Raw genomic sequence first — 15,498 nt, 5'->3', positions numbered from 1 at the left:
TGGCGGCACTGGTACCCCCTGGGGTATCTTCGAGCGCAGGAGGTACGACGTGAATCTTCGACCGGAGATGACAGGCGAGGCGCTGACCCGGCTCAAGCGGGCCCGGGGGCAGCTCAACGCCGTCATCGAGATGATGGAGAACGGCGAGGACTGCCGCGCCGCGCTGACCCAGCTCGCCGCGGTCTCCAAGGCCATCGACCGGGCCGGTTTCAAGATCATCGCCTCCGGCATGCGCTACTGCGACGCCGCCCGCCAGGCGGGCGAGGAGCCGGAGATGACCGAGGAGGAGCTGGAGAAGCTCTTCCTGTCCCTGGCCTGACGGCGCCCGCCTGACCGGCTGAGTCCCGCCCGCGCCGTGTGACAGCGACGCGGGCGGGTAAACACCTGCCTGGAGACCCAGGCCGCAGACTGTCCCACGCATACCCCCCGGGGTATATAGGCAATGAGAGGAAACGGCATGACTCTCGACGTGTCCGTCATCGCGACCTCCTCGCTCGGCGACCGCAGCTACCTCGCCTCCGACGGCCGGGTGGCGATCGTGGTCGACCCGCAGCGCGACATCGACCGCGTCCTGTACCTGGCCGGCGCCAAGGGCGTACGGATCACCCACGTGGTCGAGACGCACATCCACAACGACTACGTCTCCGGCGGCCTGGAACTGGCCCGGATCACCGGCGCGCAGTACCTGGTGGCCGCCGCCGACACGGTCGAGTTCGACCGGACCCCGGCCGCCGACGGCGACACCGTGCCGGTGTCCGACACGATGCGGCTGCGGGTGATCGGCACCCCTGGTCACACGTTCCACCACCTGTCGTACGCGCTCGACGAGGCCACCGACGGCGGCTGGACGGCGGCCGGCGTGTTCACCGGCGGCTCGCTGCTGTTCGGCACCACCGGCCGCACCGACCTGCTCGGCCAGCAGTACGCGCACGAACTGGCGCACCACCAGTACGCCTCGGCGCGCAAGCTGGCCGACCTGCTGCCCGACGGCGCGCAGGTCTGGCCCACGCACGGCTTCGGCAGCTTCTGCTCGGCCAGCCAGGCCGACGCCCCCGAGTCGACGATCGGCCGGGAGAAGGAGGCCAACCCGGTGCTGCGGCTGGCCGCCGACCGGTTCGTCACCGAGACGCTGGCCGGGCTGGACGCCTACCCGGCGTACTACGCCCACATGGGCGTCGCCAACGCCGCCGGTCCCGCCCCGGTCGACCTCACGCCGGTGGCCCGCGCCGACGCCGACGAGCTGCGCCGTCGTATCGCCGCCGGCGAGTGGGTGGTCGACCTGCGCCACCGCAAGGCGTACGCGGCCTCGCACCTGGCCGGCACCGTCAGCCTCGGCCTGGACGGGCCGATGTCGACGTGGCTCGGCTGGCTGATCGAGTGGGGTGTGCCGATCACGTTCCTGGCGCAGACCCCGGAGCAGGTCGCCGACGCCCAGCGGGAACTGGTCCGCATCGGCATCGACCGTCCGGCCGCCCAGGCCACCGGCGAGCCCGAGCAGTGGACCGGCGACCCGTCGCAGCTGCGGGAGCTGGCGGTGGCCGACTTCGGCGCGCTCGCCGCCGCGCAGGCCGGGAAGACCCCGGCCGGGCTGCCCGAGCCGCAGGTCGTCCTCGACGTGCGGATGACGAACGAGTGGAAGGCCGGGCACGTCGACGGTGCGGTGCACGTGCCGCTGCCGGACGTGCCGAAGCGGCTCGCCGACATCCCCGCCGGGACCGTCTGGGTGCACTGCGGCTCCGGCTACCGGGCCACCGCCGCCGCGTCCCTGCTCGCCAACGCCGGCCGTGACGTGGTGCTGATCGACGACTCGTACGGCCGGGCCGAGGAGGCCGGCGTACGCATGGCGCCCACCGCCTGACCTCTCCCCGAGCGCCCGGCCGGCGTGTCCCTACGCCGGCCGGCGCCCGAGCCTGCCCGAGAACACCCCGTGAAGGAGACAGAGCATGACCACGACCACCCCCACCACCATCGACGCGGCGACCCTGCGCGAGCTGATCGCCGCCGGCCGTACGCCCCGGATGCTCGACGTGCGCACGCCCGGTGAGTTCGAGGCGGCGCACATCCCCGGCGCGTACAACGTGCCGCTGGACCTGCTCCGGGAGCACCGCGCGGAGCTGCGCAGCCACCTGGACGAGGACGTGGTGCTGATCTGCCGCTCCGGCGTCCGGGCCGGCCAGGCCGGTCAGGCGCTCGGCACCGTCGGCCTGCCCAACGTGAAGGTGCTCGACGGCGGCATGCTGGCCTGGCAGGCCACCAACGCGCCGGTCAACCAGGGCCGCCCGCGCTGGGACCTGGAGCGCCAGGTACGCCTCGTCGCCGGCTCGATCGTGCTCGCCGCCGTCGTCGGGTCGGTGTTCGTGCCCGGCCTGAAGTGGGTCGCCGCGTTCATCGGCGGGGGCCTCACGTTCGCCGCGCTCACCAACACCTGCGCCATGGGCATGCTGCTGAGCAAGCTGCCGTACAACCGCGGCGCGAGCTGCGACCTCGACACGATCGTGGGGCAGTTGCGTGACGGGAGCCGCAAGTGACCACCCTCGCGCTGACGCTGGCCGGCGCGGTGCTGATCGGTGTGACGCTGGGCCTGCTCGGCGGCGGCGGGTCGATCCTCGCCGTGCCGCTGCTGGTCTACGTCGCCGATCTGCCCGCCAAGGAGGCGATCGCCACCTCGCTGCTGGTCGTCGGCGTGACCAGCGCCGTCGGCGTACTGCCGCACGCCTGGGCGAACCGGGTCCGCTGGCGCACCGGGCTCATCTTCGGCGTGGCCGGCATGACCGGCGCGTACGCGGGCGGCCGGCTGGCCGAGTTCGTCCCGGCCGGCGTCCTGCTCACCGGGTTCGCTCTGATGATGCTCGCCACCGCGGTCGCGATGCTGCGCGGCCGCCGGTCCGCCGAGGGCCGCCCGGTGCCGCACGAGCTGCCGATGCTGCGGGTGGTCGGGGACGGCGTGGTCGTCGGCCTGGTCACCGGCCTGGTCGGCGCGGGCGGCGGCTTCCTGGTCGTGCCGGCCCTGGCCCTGCTGGGCGGGCTGCCGATGCCGATCGCGGTCGGCACCTCGCTGGTCGTCATCGCGATGAAGTCGTTCGCCGGCCTGGCCGGCTACCTGTCCAGCGTGCAGATCCACTGGGGTCTGGCCGCCGGGGTCACCGCCGCCGCCGTCGTCGGCAGCCTGCTCGGTGGCCGGCTCGCCGGCCGGATCCCGGCCGACCTGCTGCGCCGGGGGTTCGGCTGGTTCGTCGTGGTGATGGGCGTGTTCGTGCTCGCGCAGCAGTTGCCGCCGCTGTGGGGACTCGCCGTGGGAGCGCTTGCCGTGGCCGGTACGGTCACCATGGCGGTGTGGGGCCGCCGGAGGAGGGAACACAGTGGACAGCAGCGCCTGGGACAGCCGGTACGCCGACACGCCCGGACTGGTGTGGAGCGCTGAGCCCAACCGTTTCGTGGTCGAGTCGGTCACCGGGCTGACCCCCGGGTCAGCGCTGGACATCGCCGCCGGCGAGGGCCGCAACGCGGTCTGGCTGGCCGGTCAGGGCTGGCGGGTCAACGCGGTGGACTTCTCCACGGTGGCCGTCGACCGGGGGCGGGAGCTGGCCGCCGCGCGGGGCGTGACTGTCGACTGGCGGGTCGCGGACGTGACCGCGTACCGGCCGGTGCCGAACAGCTACGACCTGGTGCTGATCAGCTACCTGCACCTGCCCGCGCCGGAGTTCGCCGGGGTGCTGGCCGCGGCGAAGTCCGCGCTGCGCCCCGGCGGCACGCTCGTCGTGGTGGGCCACGACCTGGCCAACCTCTCCGGCGGCATCGGCGGCCCGCAGGACCCGGACGTGCTGATCACGCCGGAGTCGGTGGTCGACGGGCTGGCCGGGCTGCGTGTGCAGCGGGCCGAGACGACCCGCCGGCCGGTCCCGGCCACCGACGGCGGCACAGTCGACGCGCTGGACACCGTCGTGGTGGCCACCCGCCCCGCCGACTGACCGCCGTCCGCCCCCGTTTCGCCGGGCCGGGCCGAGCCCCGGCCGGTAGCATCCGGGGACGGATCGGCGGAAAGGACACCGGGTGGGCGCGCGTTTCGAGGAACTGGCCTGGCGGGAGACGCCGATCGGCGAGATCAGCCTGCGGCGGCGCCGTGACCCGGCACTGGACTCCGACGTGTACGAGGTGAAGCTCGACGACGAGTACCTCATGTCCAGCGCCTTCCCGGTCGCGGAGATCGAACTGGCCCGGCTCGGGCTGGCTCCGCTGACCGGTGACGCGCTGGACGTGGTGGTCGGCGGGCTCGGTCTCGGCTACACAGCGCGTACCGCGCTGGAGGATCCCCGGGTGCGCTCGCTGCTGGTGGTGGAGGCGATCGAGGACGTGATCGACTGGCACCGGCGGGATCTGCTGCCGTTCGCCGCCGGGCTGGCCACCGATCCGCGTACCCGGTTCGTGCGGGCGGACTTCTTCGCCGCGGTCGCCGGCGACGGTTTCGACAGCGACGAGCCCGGGCGCCGCTTCCACGCGGTCCTGCTGGACGTGGACCACTCCCCCCGCCAGGTGCTGCACCCCAGCCACGCCGCGTTCTACACGGTCGACGGGCTGCGGCGGCTGGCCGCGCTGCTGCATCCGGAGGGCGTCTTCGCGCTGTGGTCGAACGACCCGCCGGATCCGGCGTTCCAGCGCACGCTGACCGAGGTGTTCCCGACCTCGGTGGCGCACGTCGTCCGGTTCCCGAACCCGTTGCAGGGCCGGGAGGCGGCGAACACCGTGTACGTGGCCCGGCACTGATCCACCCGGCGGCGCATGGCCGCACGAGCAGCGGGAAAGCGCACGGCCCACCGTACGACGGGAGGCTGGGACATGCGCGCGTTGCTCTGGGTGGTCGGCGTGGTCGCCGGTGTGCTCATCCTGCTCGGGCTGCTGCTGGAGGCGGTCCGCTGGCTCGTCATCATCGGCGTGATCGCGCTCGCCGCGGTGATCATCTTCGGGATCGTGAAGGGCCGGCAGGTGGTGCACCAGCATTCGACCCGCCGACGCTGACCTGCGGAGAGTGTGACCGACCCGGCAACCTACGTAAGCGTAGGTTACCGGGCGGTTAAGTTAGGCTGGGGGCGTCATCCGCGCGACGAGGAGTAACGGCGATGGACGCGACAGCCCAGCGACCCTGGACCCGTAGCTACGCACCCGGGGTGCCGGCTGACATCGCCGAGCCGGACGGCTCGCTCGTCGACCTGCTCACCGAGGCGGCCGGACGGTTCGGCCCCCGGGTCGCGCTCGACTTCTACGGCGCCACCACCACGTTCACCGAGCTGGCCGACCAGGTCGCCCGCGCCGCCGAGGCGCTGCGCCGGCTCGGCGTCGGCCCGGGCGACCGGGTGGCCCTGGTGCTGCCGAACTGCCCCCAGCACGTGGTCGCGTTCTACGCCGTGCTGCGCCTCGGCGCGGTGGTCGTCGAGCACAACCCGCTCTACACCGCCGACGAGCTGGACCGGCAGCTCACCGACCACGGCGCAGGCGTCGCGATCGTGTGGGACAAGGTCGCGCCGCTGGTGGCGGGACGCGGCGCCGTGCGTACCGTGGTGTCGGTCGACCTGACCGCGGCGCTGCCGCGGCTCAAGCGGTGGGCGCTGCGGGTGCCGCTGCCGAAGGTCCGCGCCGCCCGGGCCGCGATGACCGCCCCCGCGCCCGGCGCGCTGCCCTGGTCGGAGCTGGTCGCCGCCGCCGGGCCGCTGCCCGCCGGGCATCCCGCGCCGGAGGCCGGGGACGTGGCGCTGCTCCAGTACACCGGCGGCACCACCGGCGAGCCCAAGGGCGCGGTGCTGACCCACCGCAACCTGCGCGCCAACGCCGCGCAGGGCCGGGCCTGGGTGCCGGGCCTGCGCGACGGCGCGGAGACGGTGTACGCGGTGCTGCCGCTGTTCCACGCCTACGGGCTGACGCTCTGCCTCACCTTCGCCGTCAGCATCGGGGCGACGCTGGTGCTGTTCCCCCGCTTCGACGCCGACCAGGTGCTCGACGCGGTCCGCCGCCGCCCGCCGACGTTCCTGCCCGCGGTGCCGCCGGTCTACGCGAAGCTGGCCAGCGTCGCCCGCGAGCGCGGCGTCGACCTCACCTCCATCCGGTACGCGCTGTCCGGCGCGATGTCGCTGCCACCGGCCACCGTGGAGCTGTGGGAGCAGGTGACCGGCGGCCTGCTGGTCGAGGGGTACGGGATGACCGAGACGTCCCCGATCACAGTGGGCAACCCGGTCGCGCCGACCCGAAGGCCCGGCACCGTGGGCGTGCCGTTCCCCTCCACCGACGTGCGCATCGTCGACCCGGAGGACCCGAGCCGCGACCGTGCGCCGGGCGAGGCCGGCGAGCTGCTGGTCCGCGGCCCGCAGGTGTTCACCGGCTATTGGCACCGGCCCGAGGAGACCGCCAAGGTGCTGCTGCCTGGTGGCTGGATGCGTACCGGCGACATCGTCACCATGGACGCCGACGGCTTCGTGACGGTGGTGGACCGGATCAAGGAGCTGATCATCACGGGCGGCTTCAACGTCTACCCGTCCGAGGTGGAGGAGGCGCTGCGCCGCGTCCCCGGCGTACGGGAGGCCGCCGCCGTGGGAATGCCCACCGACGACGGCGAGGAGGTCGTCGCTGCAGTGGTGGTCGACCCGGCGGTGGCCGGCAGCCCGGAGGCGATCCGGACCTCGTGCCGCACCCACCTGGCCGGGTACAAGGTGCCGCGCCGGGTCGTGATCGTCGACGAGCTGCCCTACTCCCAGATCGGCAAGATCCTGCGTCGCGAGGTCCGCGAACGTCTGCTCGCCCGCCGCTGACCCGCAGGCCCCTCGCCGGCCGGCGACGAGTGGAACGCCATGGGTGTCATACGCGGCCCCAGACACCCACGGCGTTCCACCGGCGAGTGGTCTCACCGCGGTTGACGCGCCGCTCTGCGCCGGCCGTGTCGGTGCCGCCGCCTACGCTGTGTCGATGGTCGACAGGCGTCAGGTGCTGAACTTCCGCGTCCGGGCTCAACAACTCGACCGAGTGCAGGGCTCGCTCGCCGACACCGCCGTGCTCGACATCGGCGTGCAGGACACCGGTCCCGACGGCGGCCGGTGGGCACTCGCCACGCGCGGCGTCGACGTGGCCCCGCTGACCGGCGACGACCTGGTCCTGCTCTGGACCGTACGCGGCGCCCCGCACCTCTACCGCCGTACCGACGTGGGCGCGGTGGCCGCCGCAGTCGAGCCGTTCTCCGACGCCGACGCGGGCAAGCGCATCTACGACGCGGCGAAGCCGTTGAGGGCGGCCGGCGTCGGCATCGTCGCCGCGCTCGACGAGGTGGCCGCGCGGATGCGGAAGATCGTCCGTGAGCCGACGGTCAAGGGCGAGGTCTCCGGGCGGCTCGCCGACGTGATGCCCGAGCCCTACCTGCGGTTCTGCCGGCCGTGCGACGCGACCCACCTCTACGAGATGCCGTTCCGGCTGGCCGCCGTGCGGGCCGGGTTGGAGCTGCGGCTCGACACGTCACCGCCGATCCTGGAACGCATCCCCGGGTTCCGTCCCGCCGCCGCGCCCGGCGACCGGTTCGAGCTCATCCGCGCCTACCTGCGGCTGCTCGGCCCGGCCACCCCGAAGCACGTGGCCGACTACCTCGACGCCCCGGTCAAGGAGGTCAAGGCCCGCTGGCCGCACGACGCGGTCGAGGTGAGCGTCGACGGCGAGACGCGCTGGCTGCTCGCGGCCGACGAGGCGGCGCTGGCGTCGGCGGACGCCACGACGACCCGCCTGCTCGGCCCGTTCGACCTGTTCCTCCAGGCGAAGGACCGGGCGACGCTGGTGCCGGACGCGGCCCGCGCCAAGGAACTGTGGCCGGTGCTGGGCCGCCCCGGCGCCGTCCTCGTCGACGGTGAGCTGGCTGGCACCTGGCGCCCGCGAAAGTCCGGCCGCTCCTTCACGGTAGCGGTTCAGCCGTGGCGCAAGCTCCCGGGCAGCGCACGCGACGCGGTCGTCGTGGAGGCCGAGCGGCTCGCCGCGTACCGGGATGTGCCGCTGGCCGGCGTCGACTTCGCCGGCTGACCACGCCGCCCGGGCGCTCGTCACGTTCGCGTCGGTGACCGACGCCCGCCTGATCGACGCCTCCGCCCCGCCCGAGCAGTTGGCCGACGCCTCCGCCCCGCCCGCGCAGGTGGCCGACGCCGCCGCCGCGCATGTGCTCGCCGAAACTCGCTGTCGGGCCGCCGCGCGCACTGGTAGACAGCCTGAGTGACCGAGCCCCTGACGCTTACCGATCGGCTGCGGCTGATCGACGACCGGTCGGCCGCGTTCCGGGATGCGGTCGCCGCCGCGCCGGACCTCGACGCACCGGTGCCGACCTGTCCCGAGTGGACGCTGTTCGACCTGGCCCGGCACATCGGCGAGGGACGCCGCTCGTGGGCGGCCACGGTCGCCGCCGGTCCCGGGGCGTCCGGGCGGGCCGCGCCCGGCGGTCCGGGCGCGCCCCGGGAGCGTACGGTGCTGCGGGACTGGCTGGCCGAGTCGACCGAGCAGTTGCTGGTCGCGCTGCGCGACGCCGGACCCGATCGTGGCTGCTGGACGTGGTGGGACACGTCGCAGTCGCCGCAGACCTGCGGCGCCGTCGCCCGGCACCAGCTCCAGGAGATCGCTGTGCACACCTACGACGCCCAACTCACGGTGGGCGCGCCGCAGCCGTTGCCGGTCGAGGTGGCCCTCGACGGCGTGGAGGACTTCCTGTTCACCTGCTGCGCGACCACTGTGCCGTGGCCGTACGAGCCAGCCGTCCTCGACTACCACGTCACCGAGGGCGGATCGTGGCGCACGCGGCTCTCTCCCGAGGGCGCACGGGTCACCCGTCTGCCCGCCGGAGCCGGGGCGGAGCCGGCCGACACCGCCGCCCGTTCCACCGCCGGTGACCTGGTCCTGGCCTTCTACGGCCGGATACCGCTGGACGCGCTCGCCGTCGAGGGCGACCGGCGCGTACTCGACCGGATCGCGGCGTGGGATCCGGACGCGTAGGACGGCGGCCTGATCGTGGGAGGATGCCCGGTATGCCGGATCGTGCGTTGAGCTTCGGAGCGGCAGCGCAGGCATACGAGCGGTTCCGGCCCGGCTATCCGGAGGAACTGGCCGACCTGGTGCTGGCGTACGCGGGCCGGCCCGTCCGGACCGCTCTGGAGATCGGCGCCGGCACCGGCAAGGCGACCCGGCTGTTCGCCCGGCGCGGCGTCGCGGTCACCGCCACCGACCCGGACGCCGCGATGCTCGCCGAACTGCGGCGACACGTCCCGGCCGAGGTGCGGGTCCGGCAGGCCGCGTTCGAGCAGTTGCGCGCCGGCGAGCGCCACGACCTGGTGTACGCGGCGGCGGCGCTGCACTGGACCGACCCGGACCGGCGGTGGGAGCGGATCGCCGGGCTGCTCGCGTCCGGTGGGGTGTTCGCGTCGTTCGGCGGGCCGTTGCGGCTGGCCGACCCGGCGCTGCGCGACGCGGTGGCCGCGGCCCGGTCCGAGTTCCTCGCCGACGACGAGATCCCGTCGCCGGACGGGACGCCACCGGAGGCCGGCATGCAGTGGCCCGGCACCGAGCTGCGCGCGTCCGAGTGGTTCACCGACGTGCGCCAGTCGGAGATCGCGCGGCGGATCACGATGAGCGCCGACGACTACGTCGGTCTCCTGTCGACCGTCTCGGCCTATCTCGAACTGCCGCCGCCGGTACGTGATCAGGTGTTCCGCCGCGTCCGGGATGTGCTGCCCGGCACGGTCGAGGTCACCTCGGATGTCACGGTCCACCTGGCGCGGCGGACGTCGCAGCCCTGATCACCCGGGCCAGGCGGGCCGCCAGACCGGTCCGGGTAGCGGCGGCAGGCCCGCGAAGTGACGGATCACCGGCCGCAGCCCCGGATGCGGGCCGGTCCGGGGCAGCATGAGGTTGATCGGGTACGCGAGCACCGGACCCGTGATCGGGATGCGGCGCAGGTCGTGGCCGGCGGGCCAGAGGTAGCGGTCCCGGGCGCCGACGAGCGTCGCCACGTCCGCGGATTCCGCGAGCTCGTCGAGGAGCACCTCGGTGCCGAAGTTCGGCCCGGTCGCGTCCACCCACAGGTCGAAGGCGTCGGCGAGCTGTTCGTAGAACTCGCCCCACTCGCTGCCGGGCACGATGCCCGGCACCCGCAGCCGGTGTCCGCGCAGCTCGGACGGTGCGAGCGTGGGCGCGGACGCGAGCGGGTGCCGGGGTCCGGCGAGCAGTTGCAGCGGCGAGTCGAAGGCGCGGACCATCCGTACCTCGGGCGGCAGCGCGGCCGGGTCGGTGACGGTGCGGAACGCGGCGTCGATCTCGCCAGCCCGGACCGCGGCGGCGACCTGCCGGGGGTCGTCGACCCGCAGCGTCACCACGTCGAGGTCGACGCCCGGGTGGGCGCGCCAGTAGTCGTGCAGCAGGACGGCTTGCGCGCTGCGCAGGCCGAGCACGTCGATGCGCGGCGCCCGCGCGCCGGGCCGGACCGCGGCGACCGCGCGGTCCGCGCCCGCGACGACGCCCCGGGCGTGCGGGAGGAACGCCCGGCCGTCGTGTGTCAGCTCGACCCCCCGGGGTGTACGGGTGAACAGGCGCACCCCCAGCTCCCGCTCCAGCGCGGCGATCCGCTTCGACACGGCCTGCTGGGTGACGCCCAGCTCGTCGGCGGCGTGCCGGAACTGGCCGAGTTCGGCCGCCCGCACGAACGACCGCACCGCCTCGCTGTCCACCGGCCCACAGTAGGCGGGCCCAGCCGATGGTTGTGGCGCGCCGGGCGGCGGTTGTTTGCTCCGGCGTCCGCGCGGCCGGTCTGATGCGCGGGGCATCGGTGACGGGGGCGGCGTGCGGAAGCTGGGTTCGGATTTCGGGTGGCTGTGGTCGGCGTACGCGGTGAGCACGTACGGCACATGGCTGGCGTTCGGCGCCTTCCCGCTGATCGCGGTGCGGGTGCTGGACTCGTCGGCGTTCGCGGTGTCGCTCCTGGAGGCGGCCGGGCTGGCAGTGGCGGCGATGCTGGCGGTCCCGCTCGGGCCGTGGGTGGCCTACCGGCGGAAACTGCCGGTGATGATCGCGACGGATCTGGTCCGGTTCGCGGCGCTGGCGAGCGTGCCGGCCGCGTACGCGCTCGGGGTGCTGTCGTACGGCCAGTTGCTCGTCGTCGCGGTGGTCTGCGGGACGGCCGCGATCACGTTCACCGCCGCGTCCGGGGCGTACCTGAAGAGCCTGGTCCGGGGTGATCGGCTCCTGGCGGCGAACGGACGGTTCGAGGCGACGAACTGGGCCGCGACGGCGGCCGGGCCGCCGCTCGGGGGCGCGCTCGTCGGGCTGCTCGGCCCGGTCGTCACCATCACCGCCGACGCCGTGAGCCACCTGCTGTCGGCGCTGGCGGTACGGCGGATCCGCAGCGGCGACACGATGGCGCCCCGTGACCCGGCGGGCGCCTCCCGCGTCGCCGACCTGGGCGCAGGCTGGCGGTTCGTGCGCCGCGACCCGGTGCTGTGGCGGTTGTTCCTGAACTCGGTGCTGGTCGGCGGCCTGATCATGGCGACCGCGCCGCTGCTCGCCGTGCTCCTGCTGGGTGGGTACCGGGTGGCGGCGTGGCAGTACGGGCTGGTCTTCGGCGTGTCCGCGCTCGGCGGCGTGCTCGGCGCACGGCTGAGCCCGCGCCTGGTGCGGCGGTACGGACGGCACCGGGTGATGACGGTGTCCGGCTGGCTGCGGTCGACCGTCCCGCTCGGTCTCGCGTTCACCCATCCGGGGACCAGCGGACTGCTGATGGTGATCGCCGTCGAGTGGGTGCTCATCACGTGCATGGGCGTGTTCAACCCGATCTACGCGACCGAGCGCCTGCGCCGGATCCCGCAGGCGCACACCGCGCAGGTTCTGACCGCGTGGAGCGTCACCGGCCGGCTCACCCAGGCCGCGCTGATGACCGTGTGGGGCGTCCTCGCCACGGTCGTCGGCCCGCTCGCCGCGATCACCGTGTCCGGGGTGCTGCTGCTCGGCACGCCGCTGCTGCTGCCGACGCGCCGGCACACGCGCGACCCGGAACCCGCACGCCCGGCCGTTGCGGTCTCGTAGGACCGGCGGCCGGACGGTCAGGACGCCAGGTAGGCGGTCAGCCGGCCGGCGAGCAGACCCGGGTGACTGAGCGCCACCGCATGGCCACCGTCGATCTCGTCCGGAACCACGCCGAGCCGGTCGGCGGCCACCCGGCGTTGAAAGTCGGCGGGGAAGAACTGGTCGTCGCGGCCGATGAGCACCGCCGTCGGCACGGCCGGCCAGGTGGCCAGCGGCCACGGCTCGTCCCACTCCGCGCTGACCTGCTCCCGGCCGTGCGCCGGCGCCCGGGCGACGATCTCGGCCGGCACGCCGTTGTAGAACTGCTGCTCCTCGCTGAGCCCTTCCGGCTCGCGGTAGCCGGTGTTGCCCCACCACTCCCCCGGCCTCTCACCGGGCCGCGGGATCATCGGGGTGAGCAGGACCAGCAGCCGCACCGGCAACCGGTCGGCGACAAGCGGTGCGGTGAACGCGCCGTACGAGTGCCCGACCACCACGAGGTCGTCGCGGCCGCCGACGGCGTCGACCACCGTCCGGCGGAAGTCGGCGAACCGCGCCGACCGGTCACCGATGGGCAGCTCCGGCACCACCGCGTCGTGGCCCCGGGCGGCCAGCTCGGGAACCAGCAGATGCCAGTCCCACGCGCTGCCCCCGCCGCCGTGTATGAGTACGAACGTCGTCATGCCCGGACCCTCCCACACCGGTACGACATGCAGTGGCCGTCGGTGCGGACACGCCCGGGGCACGCGGGCGGCGGGCAGCTCGTCGCGGATCGCCTCGATGCGGGTGACGACCTGACGCCGCCCGATCGTGTTCTCGATCCGGTCGAGGTAGAGGCAGCGGGCGGCGAGCCGGGGCGGGCCGGTGCCCCGAGACCGCCCGGTCGAGGCGCGGCCCGGGGCCGAGGGCCGCTCGCTCAGACCGGGCGGCCGAAGGTGACCGCCTCCCGGACGAGCCGTGGCGCCTTCTCCGCCAGTTGCGCGTCCGGCCGCGCGCCGAGCGCGTCGTTCACTGTGGAAAAGGCCAGCCGGAACGCGATCAGCGTGGTCGCCTCGAAGATCTCCCGGTCGCTCAGGCCGGCCTCGCGCAGGCGTCGCGTGTCGGCCTCGGTGGTGGCGTTCGGGTCCGTCACGACCTGGCGGGACCAGTCCGCGAGCGCCGTCTCCCGCTCCGACAGGTCCGCCTCGTCGCCGCGCAGCACCGCGGCGGCTGTCTCCTCGTCGCTCATCCCGGCCAGCCGCGCGCCCCAGGCCAGCGAGCAGTACGAGTCGCCCCGCGCGGCGGCCGTGGCGGCGACCAGCACCGCCACCTCACGCGAGGAGAGCGTGGACTCGGACAGCAGCTCGGTGCGGGTGTTCTGGAACGACATCAGCACGTCGGGTCGCCAGCACCAGACGCGGGTGAGGTTGTTGACGTAGCCGTCGGAGGCGAGGTCGTCCTCGTAGGCGGCTTTCGCCGCCGGGCTCTGCGGCGGTTCGGGAAGGAAGGCGGCATTCATGCGGGCAGTCTGCGCCACCCGGGCGCCCCCCACAGGCTGATCAACGACAGTACGATCCGCGAATGATCCGGGCGGTCTTCTTCGACGTGGGCGGGACGATCCTCGACGAGACGCGCGAGTTCGCGACCTGGGCGGACTGGCTCGGCGTGCCCCGGCACACGTTCTCCGCGGTCTTCGGCGCGGTGATCGCCCGCGGGCTGGACTACCAGGAGGTGTTCCGGGCGTTCCGGCCGGACTTCGACCTCACCGCCGAACTCGCGCGCCGGGTCGCGGCCGGCGACCCGGAGTCGTTCGGCGCCGACGACCTCTACCCGGACGCGCGGGCGTGCCTGGCCGCCCTGCGGGAGCAGGGATTGCGCGTCGGCCTGGCCGGCAACCAGCCGGAGCACGCCGAGGCGACGCTGCGGGCGCTGGACCTGGCGGTGGACGTGATCGGCACGTCGGCGGCCTGGGGCGTGGCGAAACCGGCGCCGGAGTTCTTCGACCGGGTCGTCCGCGAGGGCGGCGGCGACGCGTCGGCGATCCTGTACGTCGGCGACCGGCCGGACAACGACGCCGCACCGGCGATGGCCGCCGGCATGACCGCGTGCCTGATCCGGCGCGGACCGTGGGGCCACATCCTCGACATGCCGGACGTCGCCGAACGGTGCCTGTTCCGCATCGACTCGCTGGACGAGCTGCCGGCTCTGGTCGCGCGGCACAACGCGGCGGGCGGCTAGGCCGGTCGCGGACGTCGTGACCGCACCGGCCGGCGCCGGGCGTTGTGCCGGGCCGCCCGGTCGCCCTAGCCTCGTCGTCGAAGGCTTCGACGGCGATCGGGGGACGCCATCAGCGACGACGACACCGGGCGCGGCGGCCTGCGCAGGTTCGCCGCGAACGTGATGACGAACGTCCTCGCGAACCTCATCGCGGCGGCGATCGTCTACGTGCTCGCCGCGGCCGCCGGGCTGCTCCCGCGCGACCCCGCGCTGATCCTCGCGGCGCTGCTCCTCGTCAGCGTCGCCGCTGCGATGGTTCTGCTCGTCCTCGTCACCACGAACGCCTTCGCCGACAAGGCGGACATCCTCGGCGGGTGGATGGCGGTCGCCCTCGGTGCGCCGATCCTGACCTCGGCCGTGACGTACGCGTTCCGTGAGCGCGATCCGGCGGCGGGGATCGTGGGCGGGCTGATCGGCGCGGGGCTCGCCGGCGCAGGCGTGGCGATGCTGGTGGCCGGACGGCGGATTCGGCGGGCGGCCGACCCGTCGCCCGACGGCGGCCGGCGGGCGGCTGAGCCGCGCGCCCGGCCTTAGCGTCGTACCCCTGGCATAGCCTTCCGGCCATGGCGAGCGACGAGCTGGACGAGCTGATCGTGCCCGACGCGGACGCGCTGCGCGCGTGGCTGTCCGCCAACCACGACACGTCGCCCGGTGTCTGGCTCGCGCTGGGCCGTAAGGGCGGCACGGTCACCACGCTGACCTGGCAGCAGGCGGTCGACGAGGCGCTGTGCTTCGGCTGGATCGACGGGCAGGGCCGCAAGCGCGACCACGAGAGCTCCTGGATCCGGTACACCCCGCGCCGGGCGCGCAGCTCCTGGTCGCAACGCAACGTCGCGCACGTGGCCCGGCTGGAGTCGGAGGGTCGGATGACGCCGGCGGGCCGGGCCGCGGTGGAGGCCGCGAAGGCGGACGGCCGGTGGGCGGCGGCGTACGCACCGCCGTCGGAGGCCGAGGTGCCCGCCGACCTGCTCGCCGCCATCGCGGCCGAGCCCGCTGCCCAGGCCATGTTCGACGTTCTCACCAGTGCCAACAGGTTCACGCTCATCCACCGGCTCAACGCGGTCAAGCGCGCGGAGACCCGGGAGCGGAAGATCCGCGAGTTCGTCGCCATGCTGGCCCGCCACGAGACGATCCACCCGCAGAAGGCGAAGCCCTCGACCACGCCGTGACGTCGCGGGTGCCCCCGCC

Annotated in this window: 19 protein-coding genes; 16 read left to right on the top strand and 3 right to left on the bottom strand. The window is 74.2% G+C overall.

Annotation, left to right across the window (positions count from 1 at the left end):
• Nucleotides 1-49 precede the first annotated feature (49 nt).
• From FB454_RS25160 to FB454_RS25105, 12 genes are all read left to right on the top strand, one after another.
• A complete protein-coding gene (locus tag FB454_RS25160; protein ID WP_013285930.1) occupies nucleotides 50-319 on the top strand; it encodes a metal-sensitive transcriptional regulator in 270 nt (89 codons plus the stop codon).
• A gap of 138 nt (nucleotides 320-457) precedes the next feature.
• Nucleotides 458-1,858, top strand: coding sequence for an MBL fold metallo-hydrolase (locus FB454_RS25155; RefSeq protein ID WP_030269066.1), 1,401 nt, complete (start codon nucleotides 458-460; stop codon nucleotides 1,856-1,858).
• A gap of 85 nt (nucleotides 1,859-1,943) precedes the next feature.
• Nucleotides 1,944-2,528 carry a rhodanese-like domain-containing protein gene (locus tag FB454_RS25150; RefSeq protein ID WP_013477079.1) on the top strand — a complete coding sequence of 195 codons (585 nt, stop codon included), beginning with the start codon at nucleotides 1,944-1,946 and terminating at the stop codon, nucleotides 2,526-2,528.
• Nucleotides 2,525-3,421, top strand: a complete 897-nt coding sequence (locus tag FB454_RS25145; RefSeq protein WP_013477080.1) for a sulfite exporter TauE/SafE family protein — start codon at nucleotides 2,525-2,527, stop codon at nucleotides 3,419-3,421. Before FB454_RS25150 ends, FB454_RS25145 begins: the two co-directional genes overlap by 4 nt.
• A complete protein-coding gene (locus FB454_RS25140; protein WP_013477081.1) occupies nucleotides 3,360-3,968 on the top strand; it encodes a class I SAM-dependent methyltransferase in 609 nt (202 codons plus the stop codon). The genes FB454_RS25145 and FB454_RS25140 overlap by 62 nt, the downstream gene beginning before the upstream one ends.
• 82 nt (nucleotides 3,969-4,050) lie before the next feature.
• Nucleotides 4,051-4,761, top strand: coding sequence for a polyamine aminopropyltransferase (locus FB454_RS25135; protein WP_013285925.1), 711 nt, complete (start codon nucleotides 4,051-4,053; stop codon nucleotides 4,759-4,761).
• Between the two features lie 72 nt (nucleotides 4,762-4,833).
• The gene (locus FB454_RS25130; RefSeq protein WP_013285924.1) at nucleotides 4,834-5,013 is read left to right on the top strand and encodes a hypothetical protein; all 180 of its coding nucleotides are present in this window, start codon (nucleotides 4,834-4,836) and stop codon (nucleotides 5,011-5,013) included.
• Nucleotides 5,014-5,114: 101 nt separating this feature from the next.
• Nucleotides 5,115-6,794: a long-chain-fatty-acid--CoA ligase gene (locus tag FB454_RS25125; protein ID WP_071095354.1), complete on the top strand. Its 1,680-nt coding sequence runs from the start codon at nucleotides 5,115-5,117 to the stop codon at nucleotides 6,792-6,794.
• 154 nt (nucleotides 6,795-6,948) lie between these two features.
• Nucleotides 6,949-8,040, top strand: coding sequence for a winged helix DNA-binding domain-containing protein (locus tag FB454_RS25120; protein WP_071098772.1), 1,092 nt, complete (start codon nucleotides 6,949-6,951; stop codon nucleotides 8,038-8,040).
• 34 nt (nucleotides 8,041-8,074) lie between these two features.
• Nucleotides 8,075-8,230 (top strand): hypothetical protein, encoded by a 156-nt coding sequence (locus tag FB454_RS25115; RefSeq protein WP_486485455.1) that lies wholly within the window; start codon nucleotides 8,075-8,077, stop codon nucleotides 8,228-8,230.
• On the top strand, nucleotides 8,227-8,997 hold the full coding sequence (locus FB454_RS25110) for a maleylpyruvate isomerase N-terminal domain-containing protein (protein WP_071095358.1): 771 nt from the start codon (nucleotides 8,227-8,229) through the stop codon (nucleotides 8,995-8,997). Before FB454_RS25115 ends, FB454_RS25110 begins: the two co-directional genes overlap by 4 nt.
• Before the next feature lie 32 nt (nucleotides 8,998-9,029).
• Nucleotides 9,030-9,797: a class I SAM-dependent methyltransferase gene (locus tag FB454_RS25105; RefSeq protein WP_071095360.1), complete on the top strand. Its 768-nt coding sequence runs from the start codon at nucleotides 9,030-9,032 to the stop codon at nucleotides 9,795-9,797.
• Here FB454_RS25105 and FB454_RS25100 read toward each other — a convergent pair whose 3' ends face one another.
• A complete protein-coding gene (locus FB454_RS25100) occupies nucleotides 9,798-10,724 on the bottom strand; it encodes a LysR family transcriptional regulator (protein ID WP_176921681.1) in 927 nt (308 codons plus the stop codon).
• Nucleotides 10,725-10,836: 112 nt separating this feature from the next.
• On the opposite strand from FB454_RS25100, the gene FB454_RS25095 reads away from it, so the two are divergent.
• Complete coding sequence (locus FB454_RS25095) at nucleotides 10,837-12,075, top strand: MFS transporter (protein WP_145823630.1); 1,239 nt, start codon at nucleotides 10,837-10,839, stop codon at nucleotides 12,073-12,075.
• 17 nt (nucleotides 12,076-12,092) lie between these two features.
• Here FB454_RS25095 and FB454_RS25090 read toward each other — a convergent pair whose 3' ends face one another.
• Together FB454_RS25090 and FB454_RS25085 are read right to left on the bottom strand one after the other, a co-directional pair.
• Nucleotides 12,093-12,737 (bottom strand): alpha/beta hydrolase, encoded by a 645-nt coding sequence (locus FB454_RS25090; RefSeq protein ID WP_145823629.1) that lies wholly within the window; start codon nucleotides 12,735-12,737, stop codon nucleotides 12,093-12,095.
• A 233-nt stretch (nucleotides 12,738-12,970) separates the two neighbouring features.
• Nucleotides 12,971-13,552, bottom strand: a complete 582-nt coding sequence (locus FB454_RS25085) for a carboxymuconolactone decarboxylase family protein (RefSeq protein WP_221488087.1) — start codon at nucleotides 13,550-13,552, stop codon at nucleotides 12,971-12,973.
• 62 nt (nucleotides 13,553-13,614) lie between these two features.
• On the opposite strand from FB454_RS25085, the gene FB454_RS25080 reads away from it, so the two are divergent.
• The 3 genes from FB454_RS25080 (at nucleotide 13,615) to FB454_RS25070 (ending at nucleotide 15,479) form a co-directional block, all read left to right on the top strand.
• The gene (locus tag FB454_RS25080; RefSeq protein WP_030269046.1) at nucleotides 13,615-14,271 is read left to right on the top strand and encodes an HAD family hydrolase; all 657 of its coding nucleotides are present in this window, start codon (nucleotides 13,615-13,617) and stop codon (nucleotides 14,269-14,271) included.
• Nucleotides 14,272-14,433: 162 nt separating this feature from the next.
• Complete coding sequence (locus FB454_RS25075; protein WP_145823628.1) at nucleotides 14,434-14,844, top strand: diguanylate cyclase; 411 nt, start codon at nucleotides 14,434-14,436, stop codon at nucleotides 14,842-14,844.
• Nucleotides 14,845-14,873: 29 nt separating this feature from the next.
• The gene (locus FB454_RS25070) at nucleotides 14,874-15,479 is read left to right on the top strand and encodes a YdeI/OmpD-associated family protein (RefSeq protein ID WP_145823627.1); all 606 of its coding nucleotides are present in this window, start codon (nucleotides 14,874-14,876) and stop codon (nucleotides 15,477-15,479) included.
• Nucleotides 15,480-15,498 lie beyond the last annotated feature (19 nt).

The sequence above is a fragment of the Micromonospora sp. CNZ297 genome (genome assembly GCF_007827625.1).
This window is presented reverse-complemented; position numbering and strand designations above follow the sequence as displayed.

Bases quoted from the DNA above. Each gene is read 5' to 3' on its own strand.
- FB454_RS25075 (WP_145823628.1), top strand. From the start codon at position 14,434: ATGACGAACGTCCTCGCGAACCTCATCGCGGCGGCGATCGTCTACGTG.
- FB454_RS25125 (WP_071095354.1), top strand. From the start codon at position 5,115: ATGGACGCGACAGCCCAGCGACCCTGGACCCGTAGCTACGCACCCGGG.
- FB454_RS25155 (WP_030269066.1), top strand. From the start codon at position 458: ATGACTCTCGACGTGTCCGTCATCGCGACCTCCTCGCTCGGCGACCGC.
- FB454_RS25090 (WP_145823629.1), bottom strand. From the start codon at position 12,737: ATGACGACGTTCGTACTCATACACGGCGGCGGGGGCAGCGCGTGGGAC.
- FB454_RS25070 (WP_145823627.1), top strand. From the start codon at position 14,874: ATGGCGAGCGACGAGCTGGACGAGCTGATCGTGCCCGACGCGGACGCG.
- FB454_RS25085 (WP_221488087.1), bottom strand. From the start codon at position 13,552: ATGAATGCCGCCTTCCTTCCCGAACCGCCGCAGAGCCCGGCGGCGAAA.
- FB454_RS25080 (WP_030269046.1), top strand. From the start codon at position 13,615: ATGATCCGGGCGGTCTTCTTCGACGTGGGCGGGACGATCCTCGACGAG.
- FB454_RS25120 (WP_071098772.1), top strand. From the start codon at position 6,949: ATGGTCGACAGGCGTCAGGTGCTGAACTTCCGCGTCCGGGCTCAACAA.
- FB454_RS25130 (WP_013285924.1), top strand. From the start codon at position 4,834: ATGCGCGCGTTGCTCTGGGTGGTCGGCGTGGTCGCCGGTGTGCTCATC.
- FB454_RS25105 (WP_071095360.1), top strand. From the start codon at position 9,030: ATGCCGGATCGTGCGTTGAGCTTCGGAGCGGCAGCGCAGGCATACGAG.
- FB454_RS25150 (WP_013477079.1), top strand. From the start codon at position 1,944: ATGACCACGACCACCCCCACCACCATCGACGCGGCGACCCTGCGCGAG.